Genomic DNA, 26565 nt, shown 5'->3' on the forward strand with positions numbered 1-26565 from the left:
GCCGCTGAATCGCTACGGCGACGGCGCGCCCTCCGGCGACCGATTGATGGCGCGCCAGTTGGTGACGCTGCTGGAAGAGCTCGGCCACGCCGTCGAGATCATCCCGGCCGAGCGCAGCCTCATGCGCGAGCCCGACCCGGCGCTCCTGGCTGCCCTCAAGGATGCGGCGCGGGGCGTGATCGCCGCGCTGACGGAGCGCTGGCAGACGCCGCAGGCCCGGCCCGACCTGTTCTTCACCTATCACTGTCACTATCGCGCTCCGGACCTGATCGGCCCTGCCTTGGTCGAGCACTTCGACCTGCCCTATCTCCTTGCCGAGGCCAGCGATGCACAGAAGCGCTTCGCTGGCCCCTGGAGTGAGGCGGCGGCTCTCGCCCGCGCCGCCATCCTGCGCGCCGATCTGCACCTGTGCATGACGGCTCGCGACCGCGAGGGCCTGGCCCGGCTCATCCCGGAGCCGGAGCGCCTGATCGACCTGCCGCCCTTCCTGCTCGGGGTCGAGGCGGTTCCGGAACGCCCGGACCGCACCTCGGCGACCGCGAGCCAGACGAAGCTCGGAGCCGCAACTTGCCCTCTCCCCCCTTGTGGGGGAGAGCTGGAGAGGGGGGTAGACAGCCGTGAGGCTGATCGCGAGCGGCAATTCGACGCCGCTCACCCAGTCACCCCCCTCCCAACCCTCCCCCACAAGGGGGGAGGGCTAGAGCCTGTCACCGGCGGCGGAGATTCTCCGCGAACCTCGTCACAAGAGACTCCCGTCCGCCTGATCGCGGTGGCGATGATGCGCCCGGGCAACAAGGCCGCCTGCTACCTCTTCCTCGCCCGCACACTGGCCCGCATCAGCGATCTGCCCTGGACGCTGACCTTGATCGGCGACGGGCCCGAACGCCCCGCTGTCGAAGCCGCGTTCGCTGAATTTCCGCCTGGCCGCGTCCGTTTCCTCGGAAAGCAGGCGCGCTCCGACATCCTCACCGAACTCACGAACCACGACCTCTTCGCCTGGCCGGGCCTGAACGAGGCCTATGGCGTCGTCTATCTCGAAGCGCAGGCGGCAGGACTTGCCGTTGCCGCACTCGACAGCGGCGGTGTTCCGGCTGTGGTGGACCGCAATCGCACCGCGCTGCTCGCCCCCCACGGCGATGAGGCCGCGCTGGCCGCGGCGATCGCACGGTTGATCGGCGATGCTGAACTCCGCGTCCGCATGGGTTCGGCAGCGCAAGTGTTCGCGCGGCAGGAACGCAACGGCGATGGCGCCCGCAAAATTCTCGCCGGCGCGCTGGATGCCACCATCGCCTGGCACGGCCGCAAGGCCTTGGAGATCGCGCCGTGACTGAGGATGCCGCCTGGTCCGCGCTACTGGCCGAACTCGACGGCTGGGCAGTCGCCGGCAAACGCCTCGATCTCTGGCTCCGCGACGACGACGCGACCGCTCCCAGCGACCAGCTCGACCGGCTGGCAGCCCTTGCCGAGCGCTTCGCTATCCCCGTGCTGCTGGCCTCGATCCCGATGTTGGCTCAAGAATCGCTGGCGAGGCGGCTCGAAGCCGCGCCGCTCCTGCTGCCTTGCCAGCACGGCGTCTGGCATCGCAACCATGCACCGCCCGGCGAGAAGAAGAGCGAGTTCGGCCTGCACCGGCCAACTGCCGACATCGCCGCCGAGATCGCCAGTGGCCGTGAACGCCTGCACCAGCTGTTCGGCGACACCGTGCCGGTCTTCGTGCCGCCCTGGAATCGCATCCATCCCGATGTCGCAGCGGAACTTCCGAGGCTCGGTTTCACCGGCCTGTCCTGCTTCCGCAATTTTTCGCTGGGCCTGGCCGGCGGCCCCCGCCTCGTCAACACCGATCTTGACCTGATCGACTGGCACCATGGTCGTGTCGGCCGGCAGCATGCCGACCTTTTGGCGGAGATGACCGGATTGCTCGTCGCTCGACGTGGCGCCTCCGAAACCAGCCAGCCCTTCGGGCTGCTGCTGCACCATCACGATCATGACAGGACGGTCTGGGATTTCCTCACGATCCTGCTGACCCGGCTCGCCGGTCATGCGGCCGTCGCATTCGCCGGCCCTCATACCTTCGTGTGATCAGGCAACCATCGTTCACCCGGCAACCTACTTGGATTGACGCGCTGCCGGCGCTATGGTTTTGGCCAGTTCGGGTGCGTTCTTGCGTCCCCCGAAGGCCATCTGACCTTCAAGCAGAGGACGCGGCGGACGCATGGGGCTCAGTCTGATCGACGATAGCGGCGCGCGCCGCCCGCCATGCAGCCCGCATGCGCCGCGCGTCCTGATCTATAGCCACGACACCTTCGGTCTCGGCCATATCCGCCGCTGCCGGGCGATCGCCAATTCGCTGGTCGCGAGCTACCCTCATATATCAGTGATCATCGTCTCCGGCTCGTCGATGATCTCGAGCTTCCAATTCGGCGACGGCGTCGATTATGTCCGCATTCCCGGCATCGAGAAGCAGAGCGACGGCCGCTATCTGCCGCACCATCTCAATCTCGAGCTCGCCGACACGATCCGTCTGCGAACCGACCTGATCAAGCAGACGGTGCTCTCCTTCGACCCCGACATCGTCATCGTGGACAAGGAGCCGATCGGCCTGCGCGGCGAGCTGATCCCCGCGCTCGAAATCCTGCGGCGGCGCGGCGCCCGCATCGTGCTCGGCGTGCGCGACGTGCTCGACGAGCCGACCAAGCTGCACGAGGAATGGCGCCAGAGCGGCGCGCTCGACGTGCTTGCCAACACCTATGACGACATCTGGGTCTATGGGCTGGAGAGCATCTACCGGCCGCTCGACGGTTTGCCGAACCAGCATCTCTTTGCGAGCAAGATCAGCTATACCGGCTATCTCAAGCGGGCCGTCCCCTCGCCGATGCCGCCGAACCGGCATCCGCGTATCACCAAGGGGCCGTTCATCCTGGTGACGCCCGGTGGCGGCGGCGATGGCGCGGGCGTGATCGACTGGGTGATCTCGGCCTATGAGGCCGATCCGACCATCGAATTGCCGTCGCTGATCGTCTTCGGCCCATTCCTGTCGCGCGAGAAGCGCAAGGAGTTCACCGACCGCATTGCCAAGCTGCCCAAGCTGGAGAGCATCGGCTTCGAGCCGCGCCTGGAATTGCTGATGAATCGTGCCCATTGTGTCGTCGCCATGGGCGGCTACAACACCTTCTGCGAGATCCTCTCCTTCGACAAGCCGGCGCTGATCGTGCCGCGCGTCCGGCCGCGGCTGGAGCAGGCGATCCGGGCCGAGCGCGCCGACAGCCTGCGCCTGATCGACGTGCTGTTCGACCCAACCCAGACCGGCGCCAGCGCGCGCGATCCGCTGCAGATGGCCAAGGCGCTGCACGCATTGCCCAAGCGCCTGCCGCCCTCGCAGGCTTTCCTGCCCGATCTGCTCGACGGGCTGCCGGCGATCAACCGCGCCCTTGCCGACGACCTCTCGCTGCCGGTTCGCGGCCGGGCGCTGGCGCAGAACGCCGCCGCCGGCTGATCAGAAAAGGCGACTGCGCCGCATCATTGCGCGCGGGACGCGATGGACAGGGCCGGCGAAGCTCGTAATATATCAGGAGCTTTGCCGGGAGACGCCGCCATGACGCAGGTCCTTTTCCGCAATTTCGCGATGCTGGAGCCCGATCATGGCGAGCTGCGCAAGGGCCACGAACTGCTGGTCGAAGGCGAGCTGATCCGCGAGGTCTCCGACAAGCCGATCAAGGCAGACAAGGCCGATGTGATCGATTGCGGCGGGCGCACCTTGATGCCCGGGCTGATCGACAGCCATGTCCACGTCATGCTGTCGGAAGTCTCGATTCCGCTGCTGGAAAAGGTGCCGCTGACGCTGGCCACCGCCCGCGCCGCCCGCCTGATGAAGGGCATGATCGACCGCGGCTTCACCTCGGTGCGCGACACCGGCGGCGCCGACTGGGGCATCAAGGAGGCGGTCGAGAAGGGCGATGTCCCCGGCCCGCGCCTGTTCATCGCCGGCGCTGCGATCGGCCCGACCGGCGGCCATAGCGACCCGCGCCGGCGCACCGATTTCGGCGCACGCTGCCATTGCTGCAACGCCATGGCCTATACGATGAACGTCTCCGACGGCGTCTCCTCCGTCATCAAGTCGACGCGCGAGCAGATGCGGCTCGGCGCCGACCACATCAAGATCATGATGTCGGGCGGCGTCGCCTCGCCTTACGATCCGCTCGATTCCATGCAGTTCACGGTCGAGGAGGTCACCGCTGCCGTCACCGAGGCCAAGGCCTTCGGCCGCTATGTCTGCGCCCATGCCTATACGCCAGAAGCCATCACCCGCGCCGCGCAATGCGGCGTGCGCGCCATCGAGCACGGCAACCTGATCGACGATGCCGCGGCCAGGCTGATGGCGCAGAACAATATGTTCCTGACCGCCAACCTCGTCGCCTACTATGCGATGCGCGAGCGCGCCGCGGAGTTCGGCATGAATGCCGACATGCTCGCCAAGAACGATCTCGTCATCGACGGCGGCCTGAAGTCGCTGGAGATCTGCAAGCGCGCCGGCGTGCCCGTCGCCTATGGCTCCGACCTGCTCGGCCAGCTCCAGGTCGACCAGTCGCGCGAGTTCCTGCTCCGCCGCGAGGTGCTGTCGCCGATCGAGATCATCCGCTCGGCCACGACGATCGGCGCGCAATTGCTGCGCATGGAAAGCAAGCTCGGCACGCTGCGTGCAGGGGCCTATGCGGATATCATCCTGGTCGACGGCGATCCGCTGAAGAGCCTGGAGCTGTTCCAGGATCAGGGCGCGAAGCTGCCTGTCATTATGAAGGGTGGCGCATTCCACAAGAATACGCTGCATTGAGAGAGAGCACATGGCGATGAAGAGGGCCGCAATTTGAGCGCCGCACGCTTGAGCCTGGGACGTCTCGCGCTGAATGGCGCCGCCACGCTCTCGCTCGGCTTCATCCTGATGCCGCTGTTCTTCGTCGTCTGGCTCGCCTTCTTCCGCCAGGAGATCCCCTCCTTCCCGCCGGAAGGCTATTCGCTGAAATGGTTCCAGGCGGCGGCGAACAACAAGCCTTTCGTCGACGGCTTCGTCCTCAGCCTGCAGGTCGGCGTGCTCGCCACCCTGATCGGGCTCGTGCTCGGCGTGCCCGCCAGCCTGGCCCTGATGCGCCATCGCATCGCGCTCGGCCCCGCGATCAATACGCTTTTGCTGCTCCCGCTGGTGATGCCCGGCATCGTGCTCGGCACCTCGCTTTACGTCTTCCAGATCGAGACCGAGATCAACACGGGCCTGCCGGTGCTGGGCTCGCTTGGCGGTCTCGTCGCCGCCCATAGCCTCGTCGTCATTCCCTGGGTGGTGAAGCTGGTCACCGCGAGCCTCGCCGGCTTCGACCGCACCATCGAGGAAGCGGCGCAGAATCTTGGTGCGGGCCCCTGGACGACCTTCCGGCGCGTCACCTTGCCGAGCATCAGGCCCGGCCTCGTCGCCGGCTCGCTGTTCGGTTTCGTCACCTCCTTCGGCAATCTCGAGATGAGCCTGTTTCTGGTCGGCCCCGGCCGGACGACCCTGCCGATCGCGATCCTGCAATATCTCGAATGGAAGATCGATCCGACGGTCGCCGCCGCCTCGGTCATCCAGATCGTCCTGATCGGAGCGGCGATGATCGTCACCGACCGTTACGTCAAATTGAGCCGAGTGGTCTGATGGCGAGATTGTCGGTCGAGCACCTGCGCAAGGTCTATGGCGAGTTCACCGCCGTCGACGACTGCAGCATCGACATCGCCGAGGGCGAGTTCCTCGTCCTGCTCGGCCCCTCCGGCTGCGGCAAGACCACGACCTTGCGCATGGTCGCCGGCTTCATCCAGCCGACGGCGGGCAGGATCACCATCGGCGAGCGTGACGTCACGGCCCTGCCGCCCTGGAAGCGCAATTGCGGCCTGGTCTTCCAGTCCTATGCCCTCTTCCCGCACATGACCGTCGCCGAGAACGTCGCCTTCGGCCTGGAGATGCGCAAGATCCCGCCGGCCGACCGCGGCCCCCGTGTCACCGAGGCCTTGCGACTCGTGCGCCTGACCGGCCTCGACGAGCGCTATCCTCGCCAGCTTTCCGGCGGCCAGCAGCAGCGCGTCGCGCTCGCCCGGGCGCTGGCCACGGAACCGGACGTGCTGCTGCTCGACGAGCCGCTCTCCAATCTCGACGCCAAGCTCCGCCAGGAGGTCCGCGTCGAGATCCGCGACCTGCAGCGTAAGCTCGGCCTGACCACGATCATGGTCACGCACGACCAGGAGGAGGCCCTGACCATGGCCGACCGGCTGGTGGTGATGGAGAAGGGCAAGGTCCGCCAGATCGGCACCCAGCGCGAGCTCTACGAAAAGCCGGCCGACCGATTTGTCGCCGGCTTCATCGGCCGCAGCGCCTTCCTCGAAGGCGAAGCGACAGGCGGGCGCTTCCGCAGCGAAGGCGGCCTCGACATCAGCTGCAGGACGGCTGCGGCAGGCCCGGCAACGCTGGCGCTGCGGCCCGAACGCCTCGCCATCGGCGCGCAAGCGGAAGCTTGCGCGAACCACTTCCCGGCCCGGGTCGAGCACGTCTCCTATCTCGGCGCGCTGCTCGACATCGACGTCCGGCTGACCGAGCAGGACCGCATCCTGCTGCAGATACCCAATCGCCCGGGCGCGGCCGAGCCGAAGCCGGGCGACATGATCACGATAGGCTGGGCCGAAGACGCCGGGCTTGTCTATCCGCGCGAGGCTAAGGCATGACGCCGAAAAGTGGATTCCGGTTTTCGGACCACGTCATGCCCCAAAATCTCGAAACGGCGTCCAACAGGGGAACGGACATGAAAAAGATCGACAGACGCGATGTTCTTAAGGGCCTGGCTGGCGCCGCGGTCGCGATGCCTGCTCTCGGTGGCGCCGCCCAGGCACAATCCGGCGGCAGGGTCGTGGTCGGCACTTGGGGCGGCGACTATGCCCGCCTGCTGACCAAGAACATCGAGGACCCGCTGCTGAAGCCCAAGGGCCTCGAAGTGGTGCAGGACCAGGCCGGCGACGCACCACGCCGGGCCAAGATGGTCGCCGAACGCCGCCTGCCGCGCGGCACGGTCGACATCCAGGGCTTTTCGGCCGCCAACATGTTTGAGATGAACGAGGCGGGGGTCACCGAGCCGCTCGACTACTCCAAGATCCCGAACGCCAAGAACCTCCTGCCGACGATGAAGTATCCGTACGGCATCGGGCACATCTATTCCGGCAACGTCGTCATCTACAATCCCAAGCTGATCAGCCCGGCCCCGACCGGCTTCAAGGATTGGCTCGACCCGAAATGGGGCAACAAGATCGGCTTCATCGACATCCAGTACCAAGCGATCATGATCGCCGCCTCGATGGCCGCGACCAACGGCGCCAGCATGAACGATATCGAGAAGGCCAAGGAGATCCTGCTCGCGGTCAAGAAGGCCGGCGCGCGCGTCTATCCGACCAACGAGGCCTTTGCCCAGGCGATGAAGAACGAGGAGGTCGGCATCAGCGCGATCTGGAAGGCGCGCGTGGTGCAATGGCAGAACGCCGGCATCCCCTGCGAGGCGGTCTCGCCGGTCGAGGGCATCCCGGCCTATGTCTCGGGCTTCGTCATCGCCAAGAACGCGCCCAACAAGGAGAACGCCTACGCCTATATGAACGCCATGCTCGCCAAGGAGCCGCAGGAGGCCTTCGCGGTCGACATGGGCTATAACGGCACGGTCTCCGGCCTCTCCGTCCCGCCCGACCTGCAAAAGCGCATCGGCTTCACCCCCGACGAGGAGAAGCGCATCAAGGATCTCGACTATGCCTTCCTCGCCAAGAATGACGCAGGCATGAAGGAGTGGTGGGACAAGGTGTTCAAGGGGTGAGGAGCGGAACCTTGGGCATCGGAACCGCGACCGGTCCTCTCCCCCCTTGTGGGGGAGAGTTAGAGAGGGGGGTAGTCAGCCGTGAGGCTGCGATTGCCCAGCGCTCTCGATACAGGTTGCGCTCGACTTCGTCCCAGCTCGCTCTCGATGCCCCCCTCCCCAACCCTCCCCCACAAGGGGGGAGGGAGCGCGGTGAGCCCCTGCCATGTCCCTGACCGCCCCCGAACCAGTTGCCGGTGCGCGCACCAGCCTTGCCGGGATGCTCGTCGTCCCGGCGACGCTTTTTGTTGCGATCGGGCTGATCGGCCCGATCGCGATCCTGTTCCGCTATTCACTCAACCAGTTCATCCCCGGCCAGTTCATGGTCGACGGGCTGACGATCGAGAACTACGTCAAGTTCTTCACCGACTCCTTCTACCTCAACGTGCTCTGGCGCACGATCCGCGTCGCCGTGGCCTGCACCGTCGTCTGCCTGATCATGGGCTTCCCGCTCGCCTATGTGCTGGCGCGCACGCAGAGCCGCTTCAAGAACCTTTTGATCATGCTGGTGGTGCTGCCGCTCTTCGTCGGCAACGCCGTGCGCGCCGCCGGCTGGATGACCGCCTTCGGCAGCAAGGGCGCGCTCAACGCCTCGCTGATGGGCTTGGGGCTGATCGACCAGCCGCTCGAGATCATGTTCACCGAAACCGCCGTGATCATCGGCATCATCGCAGTCAACCTGCCCTTCATGGTGCTGACGCTGCAGAGCGTGATCGAGGGCATCAACCGCAATGTCGAAGAAGCCGCCTTCAGCCTCGGCGCGGGGCCGGTAGCCATGTTCCGCCGCGTGCTCTGGCCGCTCGCCATGCCCGGCATCCTCGCCGGCACGATCCTGACCTTCATCCTGGCGATGAACGCCTATGCAACGCCGGTCCTGCTCGGCGGCCCGAAATTCCAGACCATGGGCCCGCTGGTCTACGGCCAGTTCGCCCAGCAGAACAACTGGCCCTTCGGCGGCGCCATCTCCTTCATCCTGATGACGGCGACGCTCCTGCTCACCATCGCCGCCAACCTGATCGTGCAGCGGCGCTATCGCTGACCATCGTCGTTGCGAGCGTAAGCGAAGCAATCGAGGAGCGGCAGCGCTCTACGGCCTCCTGGATTGCTTCGTCGCTGACGCTCCTCGCAATGACGGCTTTCCCCAAGCTGTGGCGCTTCGCCGCCACGGCCGCGCTGGCCAAGCACCGCAGCGAGGATTAAAGCACGGCGATGACCGTCTCCTCCGCCCTCGTTCCGATCGCCGTCGGCGCCGTCGCCGTGGTGCTGCTGCTCGGCCTCGTCAACATGCTGCGCGGCGGCAGCGCCAACACCTCGCAGAAGCTGATGCGGCTGCGCGTGGTGCTGCAATTCGTCGCGATTCTGGTGATCCTCGGCGTGCTCTGGTGGCGCGCCGGCTGATCGTTCCGCGGTGGGCAAGGGCGAATCGTCACATTGCGGCCACCAGTCTCTGCGCTTTTCTAATCTTTAAACCTTCGCTGAAAGCCCAGCTCACCCGCCATGGTTCGCGTCGCGTCGCTGTTCGTTGCATTCACAGTCTTGTCTGCGCCTGCCTTGGCGCAGACCGACCGCGGTGGGACACGCGCGCTCGGCTATGCTCCCGCGACGGAAGCCCCCGCCCCGGCCTGGGAGGCACGCTTCGGCCTCGGCGCCGCCAATCCCGGCGGGCGCGAGAGCGGCCTGCTTAATGTCGGCGGCGAACTCCTGACGCCGCGCATCGCCACGCTGAACGACCGCTTCGCCAACGCCTTCGTGCCGCGTTTCCATCTCGGCTCCAGCCTCAACGTCAACGGCACGCAATACGCCTATGCCGGGGCGACCTGGACCTTCGATGTATCGCAATCGGTCTTCCTCGAGGCGAGCCTGGGCGCCGCCCTCAACAACGGCAAGACCGGCGCCGTCATCCCCGAGAATCGCCTGAACGTCGGCTGCAACACCGGCGCGCGCGGCGCCGCCGCCCTCGGCTTCCGCCTCAACGACCGCTGGAGCCTGATTGCGACGCTGGAGCATTTCAGCACGACCGGCTGCTCGGACAATCCGCTCGCCAATGCCGGCAATCCGCGCGGCCCCTCGAATTTCGGCGCCCGCCTCGGCTATACCTTCTAAGAGCAATTCCAGCAGAAGTGCGCAGCGTTTCTGCGTCCGGAATTGCGTGAATGGGTCCAGCCGGCCGCTCCGAGCCGGGTGAACCGGGAGGGGGCATCATGAAGCTGCATGGCTATTTCCGTAGCTCCGCCGCCTGGCGCGTGCGTATCGCGCTCAACCTCAAGCGCCTCGATGTCGAGCACGTCTCGCATCATCTGCGCCATGGCGGCCAGCGCGATCCGGCCTATCTCGCGCTGAACCCGCAAGGTTTGGTGCCGACGCTGGAGCTCGACGATGGTACGGTGCTGACCCAGTCGCTCGCCATCATCGAATGGCTCGACGAGACGCGTCCAGAACCGGCCCTGCTGCCGAAGGCACCGCTTGAGCGAGCCAGGGTCCGCGCCTTCGCCCAGGCGATCGCCTGCGACACCCACCCGGTACAGAATCTCAAGGTGCTGAACCGGCTGCGTGAGCTCGGCCATGACGGTGCGGTGGCGCTGGCCTGGGCGGCGAACGTCAATGTCGACGGACTATCCGCCTGCGAGCAGCTCGCGGCGAACACTCCCGGCCCCTTCTGCTTCGGCACAGTGCCCAGCCTCGCCGACATCTGCCTGGTGCCGCAACTGGGCAACGCCCGGCGCTTCAAGGTCGACGTCGCGCAGTTCCCGCGCCTGCTGCAGGCCGAGGCTGCGGCGATGGAGCTCGCCGCCTTCCGCGACGCCACGCCTGATCGTCAGGCCGACGCCGAATAGGATCTCACCAGCGCCGGTAGGGCCACGGCCCCCAATACGGTCCGTAGAAGCCGGAGGTCTCCAGCCTTGCCCGCCGCGAGGCCGAGCGGTCGAGATCGACCTCCAGCAGGCAGTTGGCGAAGCCGTCCGTGCCTGCCCGGAAGCCATAGGAGCGGCAACGCTGCTCGTCGAAGGCGCGCTGCTCGGCAGCGGTCATGCAGCCACCGAGCGCAGCTGCCAGCCCCAAGGCGATGAGCCATCTTGCACGCATCGTCGATCCTCCAGGCCGTGCAGACATATCCAGCATCATGCCATGAAAGCAGCGTTTTGACGTCACCGTTCGAAGCCGACTGATGAACAGCTAGCGTTTCGGAGGCTTTTGCTACGCTTCAGAGCGAAGCGGCCAGCCGCCCGACTTCCGCGAGCACGGCTTCGCGCTCGGGGAAGGATGCACGCGACTCCGTATAGTAGGCGGTGACGACCAGCGGCGCCCGGCCAGGCGGCCAGATCACGCCGATATCGTTGGTCGCGTTGTTGTTGCCGGTTCCGGTCTTGTCGCCGATGCGCCAGCCCTTCGGCACACCGGCCCGCAGACGCTTGTCGCCGGTCTTGTTGGCGACGAGCCAGGCGGTCAGTTGCTGGCGGGATGCCGGCGACAGCGCCGCGCCGAGCACTGTCTGGCGCAGCACACCCGCCATGGCGACCGGCGTCGTCGTATCGCGCGGATCGCTTGTCCTGGCCTCGTTCAGCTCCGGCTCGCGTCGATCTAGGCGCGAGGCCTCGTCGCCGAGCGAGCGCATATACTCGGTCAGCCCCTTGGGACCACCAAAGGAATCGAGCAGCAGATTGCCGGCGGTGTTGTCGCTGAGCGTGACCGCCGCATCGCAGATCTCGGCCACGGTCAGGCCCTTGTCGACATGCTTCTCGGTCACCGGCGAATAGGTGATGAGATCGGCCTTGCTGTAGCTGACCCGCCGCTCCATCTCCTCCTCGCCCCGGTCGACCCGCGCCAGCGCGAAGGCGGCAGCGACGAATTTGAACGTGCTGCACATCGCGAAGCGCTCTTCGCCGCGATGGGCGACGATGCGGCCATTGCCACTGTCGAGGATAGCGACGCCGAGGCGTCCGCCATGCTTGCGATCGAGCGCAAACAGCGCCTCGCGCACCTCCTCCTCGCGGCCTTGGGCAAGGGCCGACATGTTGCCGAACATCGGCGCGGTCATCAGGGAGCCGATCAGCAGCTCACGGCGTCGGATCATCGGTTTTCTCCATGCGGAAGCGATCGCGCGAGCGGCATGCCGCGCAGGATATCGGGGAACGGTTCTGGTGAAGACGGCGCAACCTGCGACGGCATTGCTGCCGGGCCTGTCGGCGGACACCTTTCTCGCCGCCAGCTTGCCCAATCGCAAACGATGATATTTCTACAGAGCCATTAGATTTCCTAAGGCTCGTTCCATGCTCCGCCCGCACCTGCCCCTGAACGCGCTGCGCGCCTTCGAGGCTTCGGCCCGCCATCTCAGCTTCACCAAGGCGGCCATCGAGCTCTGCGTCACCCAGGCCGCGATCAGCCATCAGGTGAAGGGGCTGGAGGAACGGCTCGGTGTCGAGCTCTTCCGTCGCCTACCACGCGGGCTGGCATTGACAGACGAGGGCCGTAGCCTGCTGCCGACGCTACGCGACAGCTTCGACCGCATCGCGGGATTGCTCGAACGCTTCGAGACTGGGAGGCCGGTCGAGGTTCTGAATGTCGGCGCCGTCGGCACGTTCGCGCTCGGCTGGCTGTTGCCGCGCCTCGCCGGCTTCCGCCAGGCCCAACCACAGATCGATCTCAGGCTGACCACCAACAACAACCGCGTCGATCTCGCCGCCGAGGGGCTCGACTATGCCCTGCGCTTCGGCGGTGGCGCCTGGCATGGCACCGCGGCGCTGCGCCTGTTCGAGGCGCCAATGACACCGGTCTGTGCCCCCAGCACGGCGAGCGCTCTGCAGCAGCCGAGCGATCTCTCGAATCAGATCCTTCTGCGTTCCTATCGTGCCGACGAATGGAAGCTGTGGAGCGAAGCAGCCGGGATCGAGCCCTTGCAGGCGCGCGGACCGGTCTTCGATACCTCGATCGCCCTCGCCGAGGTCGCGGCCGCCGGCGAAGGCGTCGCGCTTGTGCCGGCGCTGCTGTTCTCGCGCTATTTCGAAGATGGCAGGCTGGTACGCCCGTTCCCGGTCGAGGTATCGCTCGGCAGCTACTGGCTGACCTGGCTGCAATCGCGCTCGCTGACGCCGGCCATGCTGGCCTTTCGCGACTGGCTCGTGGACGAAAGCCGCAAGCAGATCGCCTCGCCCGTGAGCTGAGCACCGAAGCAAAACGGCCGCCCGAAGGGCGGCCGTTTGTCCTTGCGATCCAAGGAGGAAAATGGTGGGCGCGACAGGGATCGAACCTGTGACCCCTACGATGTCAACGTAGTGCTCTCCCGCTGAGCTACGCGCCCGTTCCGCCCGAGGGCGTCCGGAACGACACCGGCCCGAGGGCGGCATCGCTGCGAGGTGGAGGGGCTATAGCGGAGGCTTGCGCGCCTTGCAAGGCGCTTCGTCGGCTTTCCGTGCAGAAGGCGACGACCAAGCCGTCAGGCCGCCAGCAGCTTCTCGACCTCGTTGACCAGTTCGCGCAGATGGAAGGGCTTCGACAGCACCTTTGCGTCCTTCGGCGTCTGCGAATCCGGATTGAGCGCGACCGCCGCGAAACCGGTGATGAACATCACCTTGATGTCGGGATCGAGCTCGGTGGCGCGGCGCGCCAGCTCGATCCCATCCATTTCCGGCATGACGATGTCGGTCAGGAGCAATTCGAACGGCTCCTCGCGCAGCCGGTTATAGGCCGACAGCCCGTTGTCGAACGAGGCGACGTCGTAGCCCGCATTCTGCAGCGCCTTCACCAGGAAGCGGCGCATGTCGTTGTCGTCTTCGGCCAGGAGAATCTTCGTCATGGCGCCTTGCTTCGTCCGTGATGTTGCGCCGAGCCCACGCCACCCGCCCGCCTGGCCGGAAGCCGATTCGCTCGCCTCGTCGTCCCTCGTACCGGGTGGCCGTCCCTGCCATCCCGGGCTACGCTGGTCCAGCCCGGCGCGCGCGAACTCAGCGCTCGCACACAGCCGGACGGATCAGCCAGTACTATTTGGCGACATTACGGTAAACAACCAGTGAAGCCCGGCTAGCCGAATGACGAAAGGTCAGGCCCTTCAACCGGAACCCGCTTTGTGCTTGAGTTTGGCGATATGACGCTGACAACCGGTTTCTCCCTCCCGCGCCCCGACGATGTGATCGCAGAGATCGAACGGCCGTTCACGCTCCATCAGCCCGCCTTGCAGGTCGTTCCGGTCGTCGTCGATGTCCCTCATGCTGGGCGGAGCTATCCTCGCGCCTTCGTCGAGGGTTCGCGCCTGCCGCTGCGGGCTTTGCGCCGCTCGGAAGACGCCTATGTCGACCTGCTGTTCTCGCATGCGGTCGCGCTCGGCGCGCCCCTGCTCGTCGCCGAATTCCCGCGCGCTTTTCTCGATGCCAATCGCGAGCCCTACGAACTCGATCCGCGCATGTTCGACGGCCGCCTGCCCGGCTTCGCCAATACCCGCTCGCTGCGCGTCGCCGGCGGGCTCGGCACGATCCCACGCATCGTTGGCGAAGCCTATGAGATCTATCCGGGCCGCATCCCGGTCGAGAGCGCGCTGGCCCGAATCGAGGAGCTCTACCGGCCCTACCATGCCGGGCTGCGTCATCTGGTGAATCGCACGCAGGCCAGCTTCGGCAGCTGCATCCTGGTCGATGCCCATTCCATGCCGTCGACCGGGCTCGATCGCGACGGCATCGCCAAGGCCGACATCATCCTCGGCGACCGTTTCGGCACCAGCGCTGCGAGCTTCGTGGTCGATGCAGCAGAAGCAGCCTTCGCGCGCGCCGGCCTCACCGTGACCCGCAACCGCCCCTATGCCGGCGGCTTTATCACCGAGCATTACGGCGCCCCCGGCTCCGGCGTGCATGCGCTGCAGATCGAGATCAGCCGCGGCCTCTATATGAACGAGGCGACACTGGAGCCGAACAGCGGCTTTGTGGCTGTTCAACAGGTGATCAGTGCCGCAATGGCCGAGTGTTTCGCGCGCTGGAGCGGCTGGAGCGACGACTGGCGCCAGGCAGCGGAGTAAGGGCCGCCAGAGCCCCTGGCTACAAAAGAAAGAGGGCCGCGCACTTTCGTGGCGGCCCAAGTCTAGGGAGGAAACGCCCAAGGAGGGCAACGAAGGTTTGAAGCAATCGCCCCTTCGCAGTGCACAATAGCTCATTGCGCCGCAAAAAAGCAAGCCCAAACGCAAATCCGGCCATGCAAAATTTGCATGGCATGGACAATTTTTGTCGCCAGTCGCCCAGTATCGCAGAACTGAATGGAGCTGAACTGTCCTGACCTGACCAGTCCCGCCTTGCAGCGCTTGTCTTCCCGCCCGCCGCACAGCATGAAGGCGGCCACTGGACGAGAGCCGAGGGAAGCCTGGATGAGCGCGGTCGATTTCACGGAGTTCGTCTCCAAGCTGGCGACCCTCTCGGGCCAGGCGATCCTGCCCTTCTTCCGTGCCCGGCATACCGCCGAGGACAAGTCTGGCGGCGGCGTCTTCGACCCGGTCACCGAAGGTGATCGCGCCGGCGAGGACGTGATGCGCAACCTGATCAGGCGCACCTTTCCGGCCCATGGCATCCTCGGCGAGGAGTTCGGCTCTGAGAACGCCGACGCCGACTATGTCTGGGTCCTCGATCCGATCGACGGCACCCGCGCCTTCATCTCCGGCATCCCGGTCTGGGGCACGCTGATCGGGCTGACCCGCAACGGCGTGCCGGTCTACGGCATGATGAACCAGCCTTTCACCGGCGAGCGCTATTCCGGCGACGGCCGCGTGGCGCGCTATGAGGGGCCGAACGGCCCGCGCACGCTGCATACGCGGCAGGTGACCGATCTCGCCGGGGCGACGCTGATGACGACGAGCCCGCATCTCTTCGCGGATGGGCAGAAGCTCGCCTATCAGCGCGTCGAGAGCGCCGTGCGCATGGCCCGCTATGGCTGTGACTGCTATGCCTATTGCATGCTCGCCGCCGGCCATGTCGATCTCGTCATCGAGAGCGGGCTGAAGGCCTATGACATCGTCGCGCTGATCCCGATCATCGAGGGCGCCGGCGGCATCGTCACCTCATGGGACGGCGGCAGCGCCGCCCAGGGCGGCACCATCCTCGCCGCCGGCAACAAGACCCTGCACCAGGCTGCGCTCGCTTTGCTCAACGGCTGAAGCCGGCGCCGCAGCCTGCTCACCCGGTAACTCCTCGCCGGGGACGAAGGCGTCGAAGGCGGCCCAGAACTGCGCCCGGATCGCATCGATTTCCATCAGGATCTCGTGGCGCGCCGCCGGCAGCACCAGGGCCGAGCCGGTCTTGAGCCGCGCCGCGAAGCGCTCGATCGCCGGCGTCGACACGACGGGGTCCTGCCCCGCGGCGATGATCAATGTCGGCACGCGCACTTCGAGCGGCGCGCGCGGCTGCGCCAGCCGGTCCATCAGCTGGAAGGCGGCATGGACCCAGCCGACGCTGGGATCGCCGATCGCGAGCTCGCGCGCCGCGGCGGACAAGGCCGCGTTGCGGGCATAGCGGACGGGGTCGGAGCTCAGCCGGTTGCCCTCGAACGGCTTGGTACCGATGGCGGTGTCGCCGCCGCCGGGCACGAAGGCCTTGCCGAAGCCGAGCCAGTACAGCACCCGCGCCAGCCAGCGCGCGCCGCGCGGATTCTCGATCATGCTGATGCCGAGCATCGGCGCGATCGCGACCAGCCGCTCCACCGGCAGCGCCGCGCGCCTGGCAGCGTCGAGGCAGAGCGCCGCGCCCATCGAATGCGCCAGGGCGAAATAGGGCGGCGGAAAGCGCTCCTGGAGCTGCGCCATGACCAGGGCCAAGTCGCGCTCGTAATGCACGAGACGGCCGACATGGCCCTTGCGCTGCCGGCCGGTGAAGCGCTGCGAGCCGCCCTGGCCGCGCCAGTCGAAGGTCAGGACATGAAAGCCGCGCCGGCGCAGCTCGGCGATCGTCTCGCTGTAGCGCTCGATGAACTCCGCGCGCCCCTGGGCGAGGAGGATCGTGCCCTTCTCCCGCCGTACGCTCGGGCGCCAGCTCGCCATACGTAGCCGCGCGCCATCGCTGGTCTGAGCAGACCAGACCTTGCCGTGGCCGGGCACCGGATAGTCCGGCTGATGGAAGAACTCGGCCTCGGTCATCGGCGCTCCGGCTGGCTCAGTCCTCCGTTATGCCCAGCTCGGCTTGGTCTTGAAAAGCCGAAACCGCCACCCAGATCATTGTTGCACAGGCCGCCAAGCGGCTGTGCAAGGCCAAACCTGGCCCGCGCTCATGACGAGGCGGGCTGACACGAATGTCGCTTCCGTTGGAGGACAATCATGCGTTCCTACGATCTTTCCCCGCTTTATCGCTCGACCGTCGGCTTCGACCGTCTGTTCTCGTTGCTCGACCAGGCGACCAGCGTCGACAACGCCCCGAGCTATCCGCCTTACAATATCGAGCGCACCGCCGAGAACGCCTATCGCATCTCGATCGCGGTCGCCGGTTTCGGTGAATCCGACCTCTCGATCGAGAGCAAGGAGAACACGCTGACCGTCCGCGGCGAGAAGAAGGCTGCCGACGACGCCGACAAGCGCGAGATCCTGCATCAGGGCATCGCAGCTCGCGCCTTCGAGCGCCGCTTCCAGCTTGCCGACTACGTCCAGGTCACCGGCGCCAGCCTCGAGAACGGGCTGCTCCACATCGATCTCGTCCGCGAGATCCCCGAGGCCAAGAAGCCGCGGCTGATCCCGATCGGCGTGCAGGGCACCAAGGTGATCGAAGCGCGTAAAGCCGCGTAAGTCTCGCCTGAACGGCAACATCGCCAGCGTGACACGTGTGAGCCTTCCCGGGAAACCGGGAAGGCTTCTTCATGCGCAGTTGCGCGAGCTCAGTTCGGCGGGTTGACCGGCGCGATCGGGGTTTCCGGCTTTGGCTGCGCCGTCTTCATCTCCTCGATCTGGACCGGCGGCAGCGTCGTGTCTGGCGTCGGAATGCCGCTCGGATGCGCCCTTGCCAACGGTGGCTGACGATCGGGCTCGTCCGCTCCGCGGACATCCTGCGGATTGACCAGCTTCGGCTTGCCGATGTCCTTCGGCGCGACGGCCGGCACCGCAGTCGGCTTTGCCGGAGCAGCATCGGGCTTCGGGGCTGCCGGTGACGGTGGCGCGACTGTCGCCGGCGCGCTCGCCTCGGCCGGCGGCTGCGCCGGCTTCAGCGCGGCCGGACGCTCCGGCGGACGCGGCGTCAGCTTCTTCGGCGCCGGACGCTCCTCCTCGCGCGGGTCGAGCCTGACGGTTCGCGGCGGCGGCTGCAGCACGATCCGGTCGATCAACTCGCCGTTGAAGCGGTCGATGATGAGCCGCAGGCGCGAGCCGTTCGCCGCCAGGCCATCGACGACGATGGCAGAGCGGGTGCGCACCGTGCGCTGCACCTCGCGCAGGCCGAATTCCTGCACGGCGATCCGCTCTACCGCACGCGGCGGGATCGGCGCAGGCCGGGCCGGCACATATTCGTAGCGACGGCCATAGCCGTAGCCGTCATCATAATCGTATCCATAGCCGTAACGGGCATAGCCACCGCCGTAATCATCGAGCTGCGCCAGGGCCGGGCCGCTCGCGCCGGCCATGACGGCCAGGACGGTGAGACCGGCCAAACGGCATCGCAACGGACGCGGCGCCGGGATAGGCGGAACTGGGACTGCCATGGTCTGTCCTCTGTCAGACGAAATTCGCAGCCTTCAGTTCTCGGTAAGGATTGCGGCGCGCTTGCGGCGTGATTTCGCTGTGAAACGGGCGCTTTCTGAGGCTCAGACGTCAGCCAGCACGGCGGCAAGCCGATCGACCTCGTCTGCTTGCGTCGCGAAGGAGCAGACGAAGCGCCCGACCACTTCGCCGTGCTGCAGGCGCTCTCGTTCCGGTAAGGCATCGCCCGACCAGGCGATGTACTGCACGCCCTGCGTCGCCAGCGTGGCCTGAGCCCGCGGCGGCAGCACCAGGAAAACCTCGTTCGCCTCGCAGGCCCAGGCCAGCCGGAGCTTGCCTTTGGCCTCGATGGCTCGGGCGAGACGGCTGGCCATCGCATTGGCGTGGCGGGCAAGGTCGAGCCAGTGACCACCGGCCAGCAGCCCCTCGAACTGCGCCCCGATCAGCCGGCCTTTCGACAGAGTGTGCCCGGCGCGCTTACGCCGCCACGGCATCTGCCCGGCCTCGGCCGGATCGAAGACGATCACGGCCTCGGCGGCGAAGGCGCCGTTCTTGGTGCCGCCGAAGGAGAGCACGTCGACGCCCGCCTTCCAGGTGATCTCGGCCGGCGTGCAGCCGAGCGCCGCGACCGCATTGGCGAAGCGGGCGCCATCCATGTGCAGCTTCAACCCACGCGCCGCGATCGCCTGCTTCAGCGCCGCGATCTCGGCCGGCGCGTAGACCAGCCCGCACTCGGTCGCCTGCGTGATCGACAGCATCTGCGGCTGCACTTGATGCGTCGCGCCCGCCCGCATTCGCGCGAGCTGCTCGGTGACGACCTCCGGCGCGAGCTTGCAGCCATCTCCCGGTAGGCCGACGATCTTGGCCCCGCCGGTGAAGAATTCGGGCGCGCCGCATTCGTCGGCGGCGATATGCGCCTCGTGATGGCAAAGCACCGCCCCCCAGGGCTGGACCAGGCTCGCCAGCGCCAGTGAATTCGCCGCAGTGCCGGTCGTGACCAGGAAGACCGCGACCTCGCGTTCGAACAGCTCGGCGAACCGGGCCTCGACCCGCTTCGTCCAGGCATCGTTGCCATAGGCGGCGGCAGAACCGTCATTGGCGGCCGCCATCGCCTGCATCACCGGCGCACTCGCCCCGGCCAGATTGTCGCTGACGAAGTTCATGGGAGGCTCATATCCGGTGGGCTGCTGGGAGGAATGCGACGGATAAGCAGCCTACTGCCGCAGCGCAATCGGCGGCGACGCAGGGCAGCCACGATCCCGGCGATCGACAACTTCCGGCTTGGCTCATGGGCCCGCGCGATGCGAAAATGTCCGGACACCCATGCAGATAGCAATAAAATGTCGCCGCAGTGCAAAATCGTCGCTTGTGCCCAGATTGGAATTCTGGCAAGGTCAAGACATTAGGACAGTGATACTGTCCCATTTTCAGAGCGGGCCTCGCCGAGGCCCCGGCGCGAGCGGACGGAGCGGACGATGACGGGAGGTACGGCAACCAAAGCCAAAACCAACCGTACGACGCGCGCCGCCCGCAAAACGGCGGCGTGACCAGGCGCGACAGGGCAAGATAGAGCCCGAGGCGCCTGCGGAGGACGCGGGCGCAAGACAAAACCGGCGCAAGCAACCTTCGCAAACCGAGACTAAAGCCGGACCGGCCCGATCCTTGCTCGGCAGGGATCAAGACCGGAGCGGCAACGGCGCTGACACGCCGTGTGGACTTTGGCTGGCTTCCAGGCAGATGCTTCGGAGCCCAAGGCGGATGGGCGGAGGTGACGATGAGCGAAGGCGGGAAGGCGAGTGTAATGGCCAAGACCACTGCTAAAGCCACCACGACGACCGCTGTCGAGCGTTTCCCGGAGGTGCGCGACCCGGCCATGCCGGCGCGCCAGGGCCTCTATGATCCGTCCTATGAGAAGGATTCCTGCGGCGTCGGCTTCATCGCCGACATGAAGAACCGCAAGAGCCATGCGATCGTCGCGCAGGGCCTGCAGATCCTGCACAATATCGACCATCGCGGCGCCGTCGGTGCCGATCCCAAGCTCGGCGACGGCTGCGGCATCCTCACCCAGATCCCGCATCGCTTCTTCAAGGAAGAATGCGCTGGAATCGGCATCGAACTGCCCGAGCCCGGCCACTACGCCATCGGCCAGTTCTTCATGCCGCAGGAGGCCGACAACCGCGCCGTCTGCGAGGAGATCGTTGCCCAGACGGTCGAGGAGGAAGGCCTGATCTTCCTCGGCTGGCGCGACGTGCCGGTCGACAACAGCGATCTCGGCGAGGCCGTCAAGGAAACCGAGCCCTGCCATCGCCAGATCTTCGTCGGCCGTCCGGCCGAGATCACCGATGAGGACGAGTTCGAGCGGCAGGTCTACGTCCTCAGAAAGTCGGTCTCGAACAAGGTCTACAAGCGCCATGACCGGGCGACCGCGACCTATTACCCGGTCTCCTTCTCCTGCCGCACCATCGTCTACAAGGGCATGGTGCTGGTCACCCAGCTCGGCGCCTATTTCAAGGACCTGACCGACGAGCGCTTCGAGAGCGCGCTTGCCCTCGTCCACCAGCGCTTCGCCACCAACACCTTCCCGTCCTGGCGCCTCGCCCACCCCTACCGGATGGTCGCCCATAACGGCGAGATCAACACGCTGCGCGGCAACGTCAACTGGATGGCGGCCCGCCAGGCCTCGGTCGATTCCGAGCTCTTCGGCGCCGACATCTCCAAGCTCTGGCCGATCTCCTATGAGGGCCAGTCCGACACCGCCTGCTTCGACAACGCTCTCGAATTCCTGGTCCAGGGCGGCTACTCGCTCGCCCACGCCATGATGATGCTGGTGCCTGAGGCCTGGGCCGGCAACCCGCTGATGGACGAGAGCCGGCGCGCCTTCTACGAGTATCACGCCGCGCTGATGGAGCCCTGGGACGGCCCGGCCGCGATCGCCTTCACCGACGGCCGCCAGATCGGTGCGACGCTCGACCGCAACGGCCTGCGCCCCGCGCGCTATCTCGTCACCGATGACGGCCTCGTCGTGCTCGCCTCGGAATTCGGCGTGCTGCCGATCCCGGAGGAGAAGATCGTCCAGAAGTGGCGGCTCCAGCCCGGCAAGATGCTGCTGATCGACCTCGAAGAGGGGCGCATCATCGGCGATGACGAGATCAAGAGCACGCTCTGCCTCGCCAACCCCTACAAGGACTGGCTGAAGCGCACCCAGATCGTGCTGGAGGAGCTGCCGCCGGTGGAGGCGCGCGCCGCCCGCACCGATGTCGCCTTGCTCGATCGCCAGCAATCCTTCGGCTACACCCAGGAAGACACCAGGATCCTGATGGCGCCGATGGCGGTGACCGGCCAGGAAGCCGTCGGCTCGATGGGCACGGACACGCCGATCTCGGCGCTCTCCTCGAAGTCGAAGCTGCTCTACACCTATTTCAAGCAGAACTTCGCCCAGGTCACCAACCCCGCGATCGACCCGATCCGCGAGGAGCTCGTGATGAGCCTCCTCTCCTTCATCGGGCCGCGGCCGAACATCCTCGACCTCGAGGGCACCTCGCGCCGCAAGCGCCTGGAAGTTCGCCAGCCGATCCTGACCAATGACGATCTCGAGAAGATCCGCTGCATCGGTCACTACGAGGATCGCTTCGACACCAAGACGCTCGACATCACCTATCCGACCCGCGAGGGCGCGGCCGGCATGGAAGGCGCGATCGAGCGCCTGTGCGAGCGCGCCGAGGCGGCGGTCCATGGTGGCTACAACATCATCATCCTCTCCGACCGCCAGGTCGGGCCGGACCGCATCCCGATCCCGGCGCTGCTGGCGACGGCGGCGGTCCATCATCACCTGATCCGCAAGGGCCTGCGCACCTCGGTCGGCCTGGTCGTCGAATCCGGCGAGCCGCGCGAGATCCATCACTTCGCCCTGCTCGCCGGCTTCGGCGCCGAGGCGATCAATCCCTATCTCGCCTTCGAGACGCTGGAGGCGCTGTACGAGGCCGGCGAGTTCCCGCCGGAAGTCGACCGCTACGAGGTGGTCAAGCGCTTCATCAAGTCGGTCGGCAAGGGCCTGCTCAAGGTCATGTCCAAGATGGGCATCTCGACCTACCAGTCCTATTGCGGCGCCCAGATTTTCGACGCGGTCGGCCTGCGCACCGATTTCATCGACAAATACTTCACCGGCACCATCTCCTCGATCGAGGGCGTCGGTCTCGCCGAGATCGCCGAGGAGAGCGTGCGCCGCCATCGCGACGCCTTCGGCGGCTCGCCGGTCTATCGCGACGCGCTCGATATCGGCGGCGAATACGCCTTCCGCCTGCGCGGCGAGGCGCATGCCTGGACGCCGGAGAACATCGCGCTGCTTCAGCACGCCGTGCGTGGCAACGCCCGCGACAAGTTCAAGGCCTATTCCGACCTGGTCAACGACCAGAGCGAGAAGCTCTCGACCATTCGCGGCCTGTTCCACGTCAAGATAGCCGAAGAGCTCGGCCGCCAGCCGATCCCGCTGGACGAGGTCGAGAGCGCAGCCTCGATCGTCAAGCGCTTCTCGACCGGTGCCATGTCCTTCGGCTCGATCAGCCATGAGGCGCATTCGACGCTGGCGCTCGCCATGAACGCGATCGGCGGCAAGTCGAACACCGGCGAGGGTGGCGAGGAGCCGGAGCGTTTCAAGCCGCTGCCGGATGGCCGCTCGATGCGCTCGGCGATCAAGCAGGTCGCCTCGGGTCGCTTTGGCGTCACCACCGAATATCTCGTCAACTCGCAAATGATGCAGATCAAGGTCTCGCAGGGCGCCAAGCCCGGCGAGGGCGGCCAGCTGCCCGGCCACAAGGTCGATGCCCGCATCGCCAAGGTCCGGCATTCGACCCCGGGCGTCGGCCTGATCTCGCCGCCGCCGCATCACGACATCTATTCGATCGAGGATCTCGCCCAGCTGATCTTCGACCTGAAGAACGTCAACCCGGACGCGGATGTCTCGGTCAAGCTCGTCTCCGAGCTCGGCGTCGGCACCGTCGCCGCCGGCGTCGCCAAGGCGCGCGCCGACCACATCACCATCGCCGGCTATGAGGGCGGCACCGGCGCCTCGCCGCTGACCTCGATCAAACATGCGGGATCACCCTGGGAGATCGGCCTCGCCGAGACCCACCAGATCCTGGTGATGAACAAGCTGCGCGGCCGCATCGCCCTCCAGGTCGACGGCGGCCTGCGCACCGGTCGCGACATCGTCGTCGGTGCGCTGCTCGGGGCCGACGAGTTCGGCTTCGCCACGGCGCCGCTGATCGCAGCCGGCTGCATCATGATGCGCAAGTGCCATCTCAACACCTGCCCGGTCGGCGTCGCCACCCAGGACCCGGTGCTGCGCAAGCGCTTCAAGGGCACGCCCGAGCACGTCATCAACTTCTTCTTCTTCCTCGCCGAGGACGTGCGCGAGATCATGGCGCAGATGGGCGTGAAGAGCTTCGACGAGCTCGTCGGCCGCTCCGACTGGCTCGACAAGAAGCAGGCCATCGACCACTGGAAGGCCAAGGGGCTCGATTTCGCCCGCATCTTCCACAAGCCGGAGCCGGGCAAGTGCGTCGCCATCCGCAATGTCGAGCGCCAGGTCCACCCGATCGAGTCGGTGCTCGACCGCACCCTGATCGCCAAGGCCGGCGCCTCGCTCGACACCGGCGCTCCGGTGGTGATCGAGAGCGCGATCCGCAATGTCGACCGCTCGACCGGGGCGATGCTCTCGGGCGAGATCGCCAAGCGCCATGGCTCGGCCGGCCTGCCAGAGGACACCATCACGGTGAAGCTCACCGGCACCGCCGGCCAGAGCTTCGGCGCCTGGGTCGCCGGCGGCCTGACGCTCGACCTGACCGGGCAGGCCAACGACTATGTCGGCAAGGGCCTGTCGGGCGGCAAGCTGATCATCCGCCCTGATCCGAAGTCGCGCGCGCTCGCCGAGGAGGCGATCATCGTCGGCAACACCGTGCTCTACGGCGCGATCTCCGGCGAATGCTACTTCCGCGGCGTCGCCGGCGAACGATTCGCCGTGCGCAATTCCGGCGCGATCGCGGTGGTTGAGGGCACCGGCGACCATGGCTGCGAATATATGACCGGCGGCGTCGTCGTCGTGCTCGGCCAGACCGGGCGCAACTTCGCGGCCGGCATGTCGGGCGGCATCGCTTATGTGCTCGACGAGGACAAGAGCTTCGCCAAGCGCTGCAACCTCTCCATGGTCGATCTCGAGCCGGTGCCGGAGGAGGAGGAGCTGACGCAGCGCCTCTACCACCATGGCGGCGACCTCGAGTTCAAGGGCCGCATCGACGTGATGGCCAACATGTCCGGCTATGACGCCGAGCGCCTGCATCAGCTCATCGCCAACCACCTGAAATACACCGGGTCGGCGCGGGCGCAGGCGATCCTGGAGAACTGGGCGGACTACCTGCCCAAATTCGTCAAGGTCATGCCGGTCGAGTACCGGCGGGCCCTTATGGAAATCGAGCGGGCCCAGGCCGGCGTCTCGGTCGCGGCCGAGTAATCGAACAGGCGGATGAGACGATGGGCAAGGTAACCGGTTTTCTCGAGATCGACCGCCGCGACCGGAAGTATCTTCCGGCCTCGGACCGGATCCGCAATTACAAGGAGTTCGTGATCCCGCTCGGCCGGGAGGCGACCCGTGACCAGGCGGCGCGCTGCATGAATTGCGGCATCCCCTATTGTCACAATGGCTGCCCGGTCAACAACCAGATCCCGGACTGGAACGACCTCGTCTACAACGACAAGTGGCAGGAGGCGCTGACCAACCTGCACTCGACCAACAACTTCCCGGAGTTCACCGGCCGCGTCTGCCCCGCCCCCTGCGAGGCATCCTGCACGCTGAACCTCGAGGACACCCCGGTCACCATCAAGTCGATCGAATGCGCGATCGTCGACAAGGGCTGGCAGGAGGGCTGGATCAAGCCCGAGCCGTCCGAGATCAAGACAGGCAAGAGGATCGCCATCATCGGCTCGGGCCCGGCCGGCCTCGCCGCCGCGCAGCAGCTCGCCCGCGTCGGCCACGAGGTCCATGTCTATGAGCGCCAGGGCCGCGCCGGCGGCCTGCTGCGTTACGGCATCCCCGATTTCAAGATGGAGAAGTCGCATGTCGACCGGCGCGTCGCACAGATGGAAGCCGAAGGCGTTGTCTTTCATTACGGAGTCAATGTCGGGATCGACATCGAGCCGGAAGAGCTGCTTGCGCAATATGACGCGGTCGGCCTGACCGGCGGTGCCGAGAAGCCGCGCGACCTGCCGATCGAGGGCCGCGATCTCGACGGCATCCAGTTTGCCATGGACTTCCTGCCGCAGCAGAACCGCCGCAATGGCGGCGAGCCGGACACCACCGGCAACGCTCGCCCGATCCTCGCCGGCGGCAAGCATGTCGTCGTCATCGGCGGCGGCGACACCGGCTCCGACTGCATCGGCACCTCGGTGCGCCAGGGCGCGCTCTCGGTCACCCAGCTCGAGATCATGCCGCAGCCGCCGGAAAAGGAGAACAAGGCGCTGACCTGGCCGAACTGGCCGCTGAAGCTGCGGACGTCCTCCAGCCATGAGGAAGGCGCCGAACGCGACTTCGCCGTCGGCACCGTCAAGTTTACCGGCGAGAACGGCAAGGTGAAGACGCTGCACTGCACCAAGGTCGATGCCAGCTTCAAGCCGATCGCGGGCTCGGAATTCCAGCTCAAGGCCGATCTCGTCCTGCTCGCCATGGGCTTCGTCTCGCCAGTGCATGACGGGCTTCTCGCCAAGCTCGGCGTCAAGCTCGATGGGCGCGGCAATGTCGAGGCCAACATGCTGGCCTACAAGACCTCGGTCGAGAAGGTCTTCGCCGCCGGCGACATGCGCCGCGGCCAGTCGCTGGTGGTCTGGGCGATCCGCGAGGGCCGCCAGATGGCCCACGCGATCGACAAGCATCTGATGGGCGAGACCATCCTGCCGCGCTGAGGGGCGGGTTAACACGCGTCATGCTCGGGCGAAGAGCTGAGCATCTCACGCCGGAAGAGGCGCCAACCAGCG

24 protein-coding genes and 1 tRNA gene are annotated in these 26565 nt (G+C 66.5%); 17 read left to right on the forward strand and 8 right to left on the reverse strand.

Annotated elements, in window-relative coordinates:
• Positions 1–61: 61 nt before the first annotated feature.
• The 11 genes from ACFPOB_RS20850 to maiA all read left to right on the forward strand — a co-directional run bounded on the left by ACFPOB_RS20850 (position 62) and on the right by maiA (position 10735).
• On the forward strand, positions 62–1327 hold the full coding sequence (locus ACFPOB_RS20850) for a glycosyltransferase (RefSeq protein WP_377800372.1): 1266 nt from the start codon (positions 62–64) through the stop codon (positions 1325–1327).
• Positions 1324–2079 carry a polysaccharide deacetylase family protein gene (locus tag ACFPOB_RS20855; protein ID WP_377800316.1) on the forward strand — a complete coding sequence of 252 codons (756 nt, stop codon included), beginning with the start codon at positions 1324–1326 and terminating at the stop codon, positions 2077–2079. The genes ACFPOB_RS20850 and ACFPOB_RS20855 overlap by 4 nt, the downstream gene beginning before the upstream one ends.
• A gap of 133 nt (positions 2080–2212) precedes the next feature.
• Positions 2213–3493: a glycosyltransferase family protein gene (locus ACFPOB_RS20860; protein WP_377800317.1), complete on the forward strand. Its 1281-nt coding sequence runs from the start codon at positions 2213–2215 to the stop codon at positions 3491–3493.
• Between the two features lie 99 nt (positions 3494–3592).
• Entirely contained in the window at positions 3593–4828 is a 1236-nt protein-coding gene (locus tag ACFPOB_RS20865) for a metal-dependent hydrolase family protein (protein WP_377800318.1), read from the forward strand.
• A 48-nt stretch (positions 4829–4876) separates the two neighbouring features.
• Positions 4877–5677: an ABC transporter permease gene (locus tag ACFPOB_RS20870; RefSeq protein ID WP_377800319.1), complete on the forward strand. Its 801-nt coding sequence runs from the start codon at positions 4877–4879 to the stop codon at positions 5675–5677.
• Complete coding sequence (locus tag ACFPOB_RS20875; RefSeq protein ID WP_377800320.1) at positions 5677–6735, forward strand: ABC transporter ATP-binding protein; 1059 nt, start codon at positions 5677–5679, stop codon at positions 6733–6735. The genes ACFPOB_RS20870 and ACFPOB_RS20875 overlap by 1 nt, the downstream gene beginning before the upstream one ends.
• A 77-nt stretch (positions 6736–6812) precedes the next feature.
• Positions 6813–7862: an ABC transporter substrate-binding protein gene (locus ACFPOB_RS20880; RefSeq protein WP_377800321.1), complete on the forward strand. Its 1050-nt coding sequence runs from the start codon at positions 6813–6815 to the stop codon at positions 7860–7862.
• Between the two features lie 205 nt (positions 7863–8067).
• Positions 8068–8940, forward strand: a complete 873-nt coding sequence (locus ACFPOB_RS20885; protein ID WP_377800322.1) for an ABC transporter permease — start codon at positions 8068–8070, stop codon at positions 8938–8940.
• Positions 8941–9110: 170 nt separating this feature from the next.
• Entirely contained in the window at positions 9111–9299 is a 189-nt protein-coding gene (locus ACFPOB_RS20890; RefSeq protein ID WP_092157643.1) for a twin transmembrane helix small protein, read from the forward strand.
• A gap of 153 nt (positions 9300–9452) precedes the next feature.
• Positions 9453–10004, forward strand: a complete 552-nt coding sequence (locus ACFPOB_RS20895; RefSeq protein WP_175506805.1) for an acyloxyacyl hydrolase — start codon at positions 9453–9455, stop codon at positions 10002–10004.
• A 98-nt stretch (positions 10005–10102) separates the two neighbouring features.
• Positions 10103–10735: a maleylacetoacetate isomerase gene (gene maiA, locus ACFPOB_RS20900; RefSeq protein WP_377800323.1), complete on the forward strand. Its 633-nt coding sequence runs from the start codon at positions 10103–10105 to the stop codon at positions 10733–10735.
• Positions 10736–10739: 4 nt separating this feature from the next.
• On the opposite strand, the gene ACFPOB_RS20905 is transcribed toward maiA, so the two are convergent.
• Complete coding sequence (locus ACFPOB_RS20905; RefSeq protein ID WP_175506804.1) at positions 10740–10985, reverse strand: hypothetical protein; 246 nt, start codon at positions 10983–10985, stop codon at positions 10740–10742.
• 118 nt (positions 10986–11103) lie between these two features.
• On the reverse strand, positions 11104–11973 hold the full coding sequence (bla, locus tag ACFPOB_RS20910) for a class A beta-lactamase (RefSeq protein WP_377800324.1): 870 nt from the start codon (positions 11971–11973) through the stop codon (positions 11104–11106).
• A 196-nt stretch (positions 11974–12169) separates the two neighbouring features.
• On the opposite strand from bla, the gene ACFPOB_RS20915 reads away from it, so the two are divergent.
• Positions 12170–13060: a LysR substrate-binding domain-containing protein gene (locus tag ACFPOB_RS20915; RefSeq protein ID WP_377800325.1), complete on the forward strand. Its 891-nt coding sequence runs from the start codon at positions 12170–12172 to the stop codon at positions 13058–13060.
• A 62-nt stretch (positions 13061–13122) separates the two neighbouring features.
• Here ACFPOB_RS20915 and ACFPOB_RS20920 read toward each other — a convergent pair.
• Positions 13123–13197 (reverse strand) — tRNA-Val (locus tag ACFPOB_RS20920).
• Positions 13198–13332: 135 nt separating this feature from the next.
• Positions 13333–13692 carry a cell cycle two-component system response regulator CpdR gene (gene cpdR / locus ACFPOB_RS20925; RefSeq protein ID WP_038363805.1) on the reverse strand — a complete coding sequence of 120 codons (360 nt, stop codon included), beginning with the start codon at positions 13690–13692 and terminating at the stop codon, positions 13333–13335.
• 288 nt (positions 13693–13980) lie between these two features.
• Here cpdR and ACFPOB_RS20930 point away from each other — a divergent pair, with 288 nt between their 5' ends.
• Positions 13981–14901 carry an N-formylglutamate amidohydrolase gene (locus ACFPOB_RS20930; protein ID WP_377800326.1) on the forward strand — a complete coding sequence of 307 codons (921 nt, stop codon included), beginning with the start codon at positions 13981–13983 and terminating at the stop codon, positions 14899–14901.
• A gap of 131 nt (positions 14902–15032) precedes the next feature.
• On the opposite strand, the gene ACFPOB_RS20935 is transcribed toward ACFPOB_RS20930, so the two are convergent.
• Positions 15033–15263 (reverse strand): hypothetical protein, encoded by a 231-nt coding sequence (locus ACFPOB_RS20935; protein WP_377800327.1) that lies wholly within the window; start codon positions 15261–15263, stop codon positions 15033–15035.
• Between ACFPOB_RS20935 and hisN the strand changes: the two genes are divergently transcribed.
• Positions 15244–16026 (forward strand): histidinol-phosphatase, encoded by a 783-nt coding sequence (hisN, locus tag ACFPOB_RS20940; RefSeq protein ID WP_377800328.1) that lies wholly within the window; start codon positions 15244–15246, stop codon positions 16024–16026. The genes ACFPOB_RS20935 and hisN overlap by 20 nt on opposite strands.
• Here hisN and ACFPOB_RS20945 read toward each other — a convergent pair.
• Entirely contained in the window at positions 15931–17001 is a 1071-nt protein-coding gene (locus ACFPOB_RS20945; RefSeq protein ID WP_377800329.1) for an alpha/beta fold hydrolase, read from the reverse strand. The genes hisN and ACFPOB_RS20945 overlap by 96 nt on opposite strands.
• Before the next feature lie 177 nt (positions 17002–17178).
• On the opposite strand from ACFPOB_RS20945, the gene ACFPOB_RS20950 reads away from it, so the two are divergent.
• Complete coding sequence (locus ACFPOB_RS20950) at positions 17179–17640, forward strand: Hsp20 family protein (RefSeq protein ID WP_377800330.1); 462 nt, start codon at positions 17179–17181, stop codon at positions 17638–17640.
• Positions 17641–17729: 89 nt separating this feature from the next.
• Here ACFPOB_RS20950 and ACFPOB_RS20955 read toward each other — a convergent pair whose 3' ends face one another.
• Positions 17730–18494, reverse strand: coding sequence for a hypothetical protein (locus tag ACFPOB_RS20955; RefSeq protein WP_377800331.1), 765 nt, complete (start codon positions 18492–18494; stop codon positions 17730–17732).
• Between the two features lie 153 nt (positions 18495–18647).
• Positions 18648–19706, reverse strand: coding sequence for a threonine aldolase family protein (locus tag ACFPOB_RS20960; protein ID WP_377800332.1), 1059 nt, complete (start codon positions 19704–19706; stop codon positions 18648–18650).
• Positions 19707–20317: 611 nt separating this feature from the next.
• Here ACFPOB_RS20960 and gltB point away from each other — a divergent pair.
• Together gltB and ACFPOB_RS20970 are read left to right on the forward strand one after the other, a co-directional pair.
• A complete protein-coding gene (gene gltB / locus ACFPOB_RS20965; RefSeq protein ID WP_377800333.1) occupies positions 20318–25048 on the forward strand; it encodes a glutamate synthase large subunit in 4731 nt (1576 codons plus the stop codon).
• 20 nt (positions 25049–25068) lie between these two features.
• Positions 25069–26493: a glutamate synthase subunit beta gene (locus tag ACFPOB_RS20970; protein WP_377800334.1), complete on the forward strand. Its 1425-nt coding sequence runs from the start codon at positions 25069–25071 to the stop codon at positions 26491–26493.
• Positions 26494–26565 lie beyond the last annotated feature (72 nt).

It is taken from the genome of Allobosea eneae, assembly GCF_042657265.1.
GTDB classification, from domain to species: domain Bacteria; phylum Pseudomonadota; class Alphaproteobacteria; order Rhizobiales; family Beijerinckiaceae; genus Allobosea; species Allobosea eneae.

Coding starts and splice junctions, on each gene's coding strand:
- ACFPOB_RS20860 (WP_377800317.1), top strand. CDS start 2,213: ATGGGGCTCAGTCTGATCGACGATAGCGGCGCGCGCCGCCCGCCATGC.
- ACFPOB_RS20865 (WP_377800318.1), top strand. CDS start 3,593: ATGACGCAGGTCCTTTTCCGCAATTTCGCGATGCTGGAGCCCGATCAT.
- ACFPOB_RS20875 (WP_377800320.1), top strand. CDS start 5,677: ATGGCGAGATTGTCGGTCGAGCACCTGCGCAAGGTCTATGGCGAGTTC.
- ACFPOB_RS20880 (WP_377800321.1), top strand. CDS start 6,813: ATGAAAAAGATCGACAGACGCGATGTTCTTAAGGGCCTGGCTGGCGCC.
- ACFPOB_RS20885 (WP_377800322.1), top strand. CDS start 8,068: ATGTCCCTGACCGCCCCCGAACCAGTTGCCGGTGCGCGCACCAGCCTT.
- ACFPOB_RS20890 (WP_092157643.1), top strand. CDS start 9,111: ATGACCGTCTCCTCCGCCCTCGTTCCGATCGCCGTCGGCGCCGTCGCC.
- maiA (WP_377800323.1), top strand. CDS start 10,103: ATGAAGCTGCATGGCTATTTCCGTAGCTCCGCCGCCTGGCGCGTGCGT.
- ACFPOB_RS20905 (WP_175506804.1), bottom strand. CDS start 10,985: ATGCGTGCAAGATGGCTCATCGCCTTGGGGCTGGCAGCTGCGCTCGGT.
- bla (WP_377800324.1), bottom strand. CDS start 11,973: ATGATCCGACGCCGTGAGCTGCTGATCGGCTCCCTGATGACCGCGCCG.
- ACFPOB_RS20915 (WP_377800325.1), top strand. CDS start 12,170: ATGCTCCGCCCGCACCTGCCCCTGAACGCGCTGCGCGCCTTCGAGGCT.
- cpdR (WP_038363805.1), bottom strand. CDS start 13,692: ATGACGAAGATTCTCCTGGCCGAAGACGACAACGACATGCGCCGCTTC.
- ACFPOB_RS20930 (WP_377800326.1), top strand. CDS start 13,981: ATGACGCTGACAACCGGTTTCTCCCTCCCGCGCCCCGACGATGTGATC.
- hisN (WP_377800328.1), top strand. CDS start 15,244: ATGAGCGCGGTCGATTTCACGGAGTTCGTCTCCAAGCTGGCGACCCTC.
- ACFPOB_RS20945 (WP_377800329.1), bottom strand. CDS start 17,001: ATGACCGAGGCCGAGTTCTTCCATCAGCCGGACTATCCGGTGCCCGGC.
- ACFPOB_RS20950 (WP_377800330.1), top strand. CDS start 17,179: ATGCGTTCCTACGATCTTTCCCCGCTTTATCGCTCGACCGTCGGCTTC.
- ACFPOB_RS20960 (WP_377800332.1), bottom strand. CDS start 19,706: ATGAACTTCGTCAGCGACAATCTGGCCGGGGCGAGTGCGCCGGTGATG.
- gltB (WP_377800333.1), top strand. CDS start 20,318: ATGAGCGAAGGCGGGAAGGCGAGTGTAATGGCCAAGACCACTGCTAAA.
- ACFPOB_RS20970 (WP_377800334.1), top strand. CDS start 25,069: ATGGGCAAGGTAACCGGTTTTCTCGAGATCGACCGCCGCGACCGGAAG.